We start from the raw sequence: 4,584 nt of genomic DNA, 5'->3' as shown, positions 1-4,584 counted from the left end.
TGCTCTAGCATACCTACAAGACAATAATTTTAAAAAGCTCTCAACTCCCTGATAATCAAAGGACTGAGAGCTTTTTTATTTGATAAATTCTGCCAAACTCAGGTTTTAATTTCATGGGATTTCCCTGGACTTTATAGGTTTAAAAAACATCTAGCGCAGAGGTGACTGCCGATTTCTTAGAAACGGCATCTCTGCTCTTTTGTGATTCACTCGATTCGGAATTCTTTTCAACGGCTGAGGAGGCGACTCTCTTGTTTTGGTTAGCTTTTAATCCGGCTGCAGCGCTGATGCTGTCCATGCTGAAAGCTAAAACCACACCGACGACAATTTGGCCGTCTTCAGGATCTTCATACTGCCAATCGACAATATTTCTGGCTCCGGAGAGATTAGCGCTGGCTTTAAGACGAGATTTTTCATCAACAATAGATTCGACCGCAGCTTCTACAACACTCGAATCAATCATGCCAGTCTTTCCATCTTTCACTGCGTATTCTTCTGTTTTAGTTCCGCGTGAAGCGTTCTCTTCAGAAGAGAAGGACAATGACAAGAATTGTGCAAGGTTCGCTCTTGCAATTGCGGAAGCCTGTTTCTGAGCGGCTTCGATATGACGGCTTTGAATTGTAGGATTATTGGACTTCTTAACAGACCAGAATCCGAAAGACACAACTGCAGGGCCGTTTTCATCTACCAACAGACGCGATCCGTAGAGTTCGGACAGTTTCTCGTCGTCGTTCACCGGCAGCTGCTCTTCAAGGGGAGCCCCTACTGCCTTAAGATTCGGCGGAACTCTGTTCTTTAAGCAAAGAGCAAGATCCTGCGTGACTGGAGACTGCATGAGAACCACGGCTACCGCGGCCTTGCCGTCTTCATTAACAGTAATGAAGTTATCCAGAATTGTGATGCCGCTCATCTGAATACTCGTCGCTGATTTTGTCCTAGCAATAAGCACGTCATTTAAGAGACGAATTTTTTCATCTTTAGGTCTTGACGAGTACTGCGACGGATCCACGCCCGCTTTTTGCAAAGCTTGGTCGAGGTGAGCTTCAGATAGAGCTAGTATTTTTTCTCCGATCGCCTGAATCTTAGATACGCCCTCTGCTTTTTCATTCTTAAATGCACCGGCGTTCGAGCTGTCATCATTGAAAAATTCCGAAGAAATTTCCGAGGATGTCTTATTCACCAGGAAATTAGAGAAATCTTTCAGGGCACTTAAGTATGCTTTTTCATAGGCCAATTCAACCTGGCGGAAAAAATCAGATGAGGCTTTATTCCCGTCAACATCAACAACCTTATAAAAGATGACCTTACCGCGGGCATTTGTTGTTCCGCCAGCGCGAAGATTCTTTTCCTTGAGATAAGCCTTGACCTGTTTCTCCAGCTCAAAATGCGGGTTTTTAGAAACCTTGTACGCACGTTTTACTTTATTGTCCGCTGACTCGTTAACGTCTTTAACGTCGGCGGCCACAATTGCCGTTGCACCATGAGAAACAGCAGCGGCAGCGGCTGAAGAGCTGACGTTGACGTCAGCCGCCTGTTGGGAGATTGCCACCGAAGCAGATAAACCGGCTGCAAGCAAGACGGCCGCGCATAACGCTATTTTTTTAAAGTTATTCATTGGAAATTACCACTTAGGTTGCTGGGTTTTAACAACTTTCTTCTTTGTCTGTTGAGCTTCTTCCCGGGGCAGCGCTCTGAGGATGTATTCACGAGGCACCAGACCGACCAGATCTACGTTCGACTTAATGACAGAAGCATGAGAAATTTTCGGAGAAGCGTCACTGATACGGACCTGCCCGACTTTAATTTCATCTCGAGCCAAAGGTTCTCCCGTATAGGGATCCTCCAGAACCTTGCCGTATTTAACCAAGTTGTATACGTCTCCTACCTTAACTGTGTCTCCGCCTTGAGATAAAGTCAGAGTACCGTTGTTGTAGGCAAGCGCCATAATCGGATAGATGATGTTTGAAAGTTTCGCTCCGATGGCATAGCCATCCTCAGCACCTTGTTCATACACATCTTCAGGCTTTTTAAGTTTTACGATCTTATCTTCTGTGCCGGATGCTGCAATCTGACCTGTGGCCGCTTCAATCAACCTCCAGCTCAAACTCACATGTCCCTCGATAACCTTACTGATTTCTTTGGTATACGGGTCCTGCTTGTTGTTCTGCTTCAGTACAAAGTTGTTAATTTGACCGACAAGGACATAGTCAGAGCCCAAGCTGTTTCCAATCCTCGCCCTTTCCTCGGGTTTGACATCGGGATTTAAAAGTCCGGCCAGTTCTCCAAGTCGATCGCCTTGGAAATCTCTGTCCAGAACTGCAAAATGTCTAGTTCCGGTTAAATAATCTACCAGACTCTGTCTCAGACGCTGATCAAAGTCCTCAACAAGTTTTGTGTTTCCTCTGTAATAAAAAGGAATAACAGCGATTCGTCTTCTAGTGGACTGTGAATCGTCTTTATAAACACTGATATCCGCATCAACCACAGCCTTAAACAAGCCATTCGGCTCCTCAGTGACATCCACTACAGAGAATGATTTCACATGACCTTTAGTCTTTGTTTCTGTCGAGCTCGCTAGGGCATCGCTGACAGACGACCTGGACTCTTCTGATCTTCCTTTGGAATCCTCTTCAATGGTCGCAGCCGAAGCCGCGGCACTGACCGATGCGGTCTGCGCCTTCAGAGAAATACCGGAAACTTGAGAAACCGCTTCAGTCAATGCGGCCTGGACCGCAACCGGTCGAGTTGACCCAGTACCAACAGCTTGAACCGTTTTCGTGATTACTCCCGCTGCCAGTACCTCAGCGCTAAAAGCGGCGCTGACCAACAGGGAAAGTGTCAGACGTTTAAATTTCTTCAGATTCATTTCGATTTCTTACTTCTTTTTATTGTTTGCTACCGGCCGACGGAGAATGAATCCCTCAGCAAACGAGGCAGGATCACCGCTGGTGACATCAACAACGCTAAACTTAGGGTTGATTCTGGAGACCGTGCATTCACCGACCTCTGTTTCAGCAGAACCAAGACTTTCACCGGTCTGCGGATCCACTAATTCTTCGCCCGGTTCAAAAATGATGAATTTCTCTCCGACTTTTAAACCGCTGTCATTGCCGCGATTTATGAAAAGTTTTTTGCCCTGAACTCGAAGCACTGTGATGGGAAAAACCGTATCGGACAATTGGTTGGCCAATTGACCGGCGACACCCTCAAGTGTTTTATCCAAAACGGCTCTGGAAGGGCTACCGACTCCATTTGCGATAAAGGAACCGCCGGAGTTGGATGCTTTAATCGGGAATGAAGCGACGACAGTGCCTTTGCTCGTGTCAATAATCTGAACGGACAATTCGATACGAGCTCCGTCCTGAACTTTGTATTTATTGCTGATGTTCGGAACTTTACTGGCAGATCGGCCGAAATTGAAATCTAAAACTTCAATCTGTACTAAGGACTGAGCGTTTGAAAACTCACCTTTATGAGCCGCATCGCCGGCAGCAAGATCCGACTGAGCGAACTCCTGTTCTTTTCGAATCGCCTGCAGATGAGCAGCTCGTCGGGTAAGCAGTTCAAACTTTCTTCCGTTACGAATCGCGTTTTCGACATCTGAAATTAAAGATGATTTTCGGACAATTTCCTGCTGTTTTGCAGGAATTGCTTCACTGACAATCAAATCTGAAACTGCGACTCTGTACTTAGCATCCTGTGCCAAGGCAGAAAACGAGACAAAAGACAACGAGAGCAGGACTGATACGATATTTTTTAACATAGTAATAGCTTGGGATACATTGCCTCGGATACTACTATTTCTCAGGGGGGGGGCATGGAATTAGGTAAAACCCTTCACCTTTTTGAGTGGTTGTAATTTTTCTCTAGGCTGGAATAAAGAAAATTCCTGATTATTAAATCAGCTATCTATATATCTACATATTATCTATTTGAAAATAAACGATATTTATTTAAATATATTCTCGGCTGTATGTTTTAATGATTTGAACAAAAATGAAGTGCTTTCGGGATGCTCTTCGCAGGAATATGCAATCTCTCTCGTGTCATTAAGATCTCGAAGCAATATTCTTTCGCTCTTCTTTCATAGAAATACACCTGTAAAACGTATAAACATAAGATCTGGTCGATTGAACTATTTGATTTTGTATAAGTTTTTTAAATTATTTATCCAATATACCAACTCTAAAAATTCACTCTTAGCTAGGAGGCCTGTGAAGAAAAAGAAGGCATGGAAGAAGAATTTTGAGGCTCTTCGTTTATGGGAGCGTACTGCCGGCTGCTTTGTTATCCGCAGCGATTGGCTCGAAGACCCGATCGAGGCATTGAAAATCTACCGGCGGAGAAATATTGTTGAAATCGCTTTTAGACAATTTAAAGTCCTCAATGACGGAGATCGGCTGCAGGCAGCTCGAACTTCCTATATGGGAGAGCTAATGGTCCACATAATTGCCCAATCCCTCAGGATGGCCATAAACGTACAAGCCAAAAGAAGAGAAACCTCGGAATCAGGTTCGACGCACGATATTAATAAAAAATCTGAATAATATCTGCGAAAATTTCTGATAATTGCATGAATTTATT

The 4,584-nt window shown here is 44.4% G+C and carries 4 protein-coding genes; 1 reads left to right on the top strand and 3 read right to left on the bottom strand.

The window, feature by feature from the left end; all coding sequences use genetic code 11:
• Positions 1–139: 139 nt before the first annotated feature.
• Genes E5987_RS12355 through E5987_RS12345 form a run of 3 tightly spaced genes read right to left on the bottom strand, consistent with a single transcriptional unit; the run spans position 140 to position 3,763 of the window.
• Positions 140–1,615 carry a DUF6844 domain-containing protein gene (locus tag E5987_RS12355; RefSeq protein ID WP_160336375.1) on the bottom strand — a complete coding sequence of 492 codons (1,476 nt, stop codon included), beginning with the start codon at positions 1,613–1,615 and terminating at the stop codon, positions 140–142.
• Positions 1,616–1,621: 6 nt separating this feature from the next.
• Positions 1,622–2,866: a CsgG/HfaB family protein gene (locus E5987_RS12350; RefSeq protein ID WP_160336374.1), complete on the bottom strand. Its 1,245-nt coding sequence runs from the start codon at positions 2,864–2,866 to the stop codon at positions 1,622–1,624.
• Positions 2,867–2,875: 9 nt separating this feature from the next.
• Positions 2,876–3,763 (bottom strand): hypothetical protein, encoded by an 888-nt coding sequence (locus E5987_RS12345; RefSeq protein ID WP_160336373.1) that lies wholly within the window; start codon positions 3,761–3,763, stop codon positions 2,876–2,878.
• 451 nt (positions 3,764–4,214) lie between these two features.
• Here E5987_RS12345 and E5987_RS12340 point away from each other — a divergent pair, with 451 nt between their 5' ends.
• Positions 4,215–4,547 (top strand): hypothetical protein, encoded by a 333-nt coding sequence (locus E5987_RS12340; RefSeq protein WP_160336372.1) that lies wholly within the window; start codon positions 4,215–4,217, stop codon positions 4,545–4,547.
• Positions 4,548–4,584 lie beyond the last annotated feature (37 nt).

This window comes from Parasutterella muris (assembly GCF_009767915.1).
Taxonomy (GTDB): Bacteria; Pseudomonadota; Gammaproteobacteria; order Burkholderiales; family Burkholderiaceae_F; genus Parasutterella; species Parasutterella muris.
Note: the sequence above shows the minus strand (reverse complement) of the source record. Positions and strands in the feature narration are given on the sequence as shown.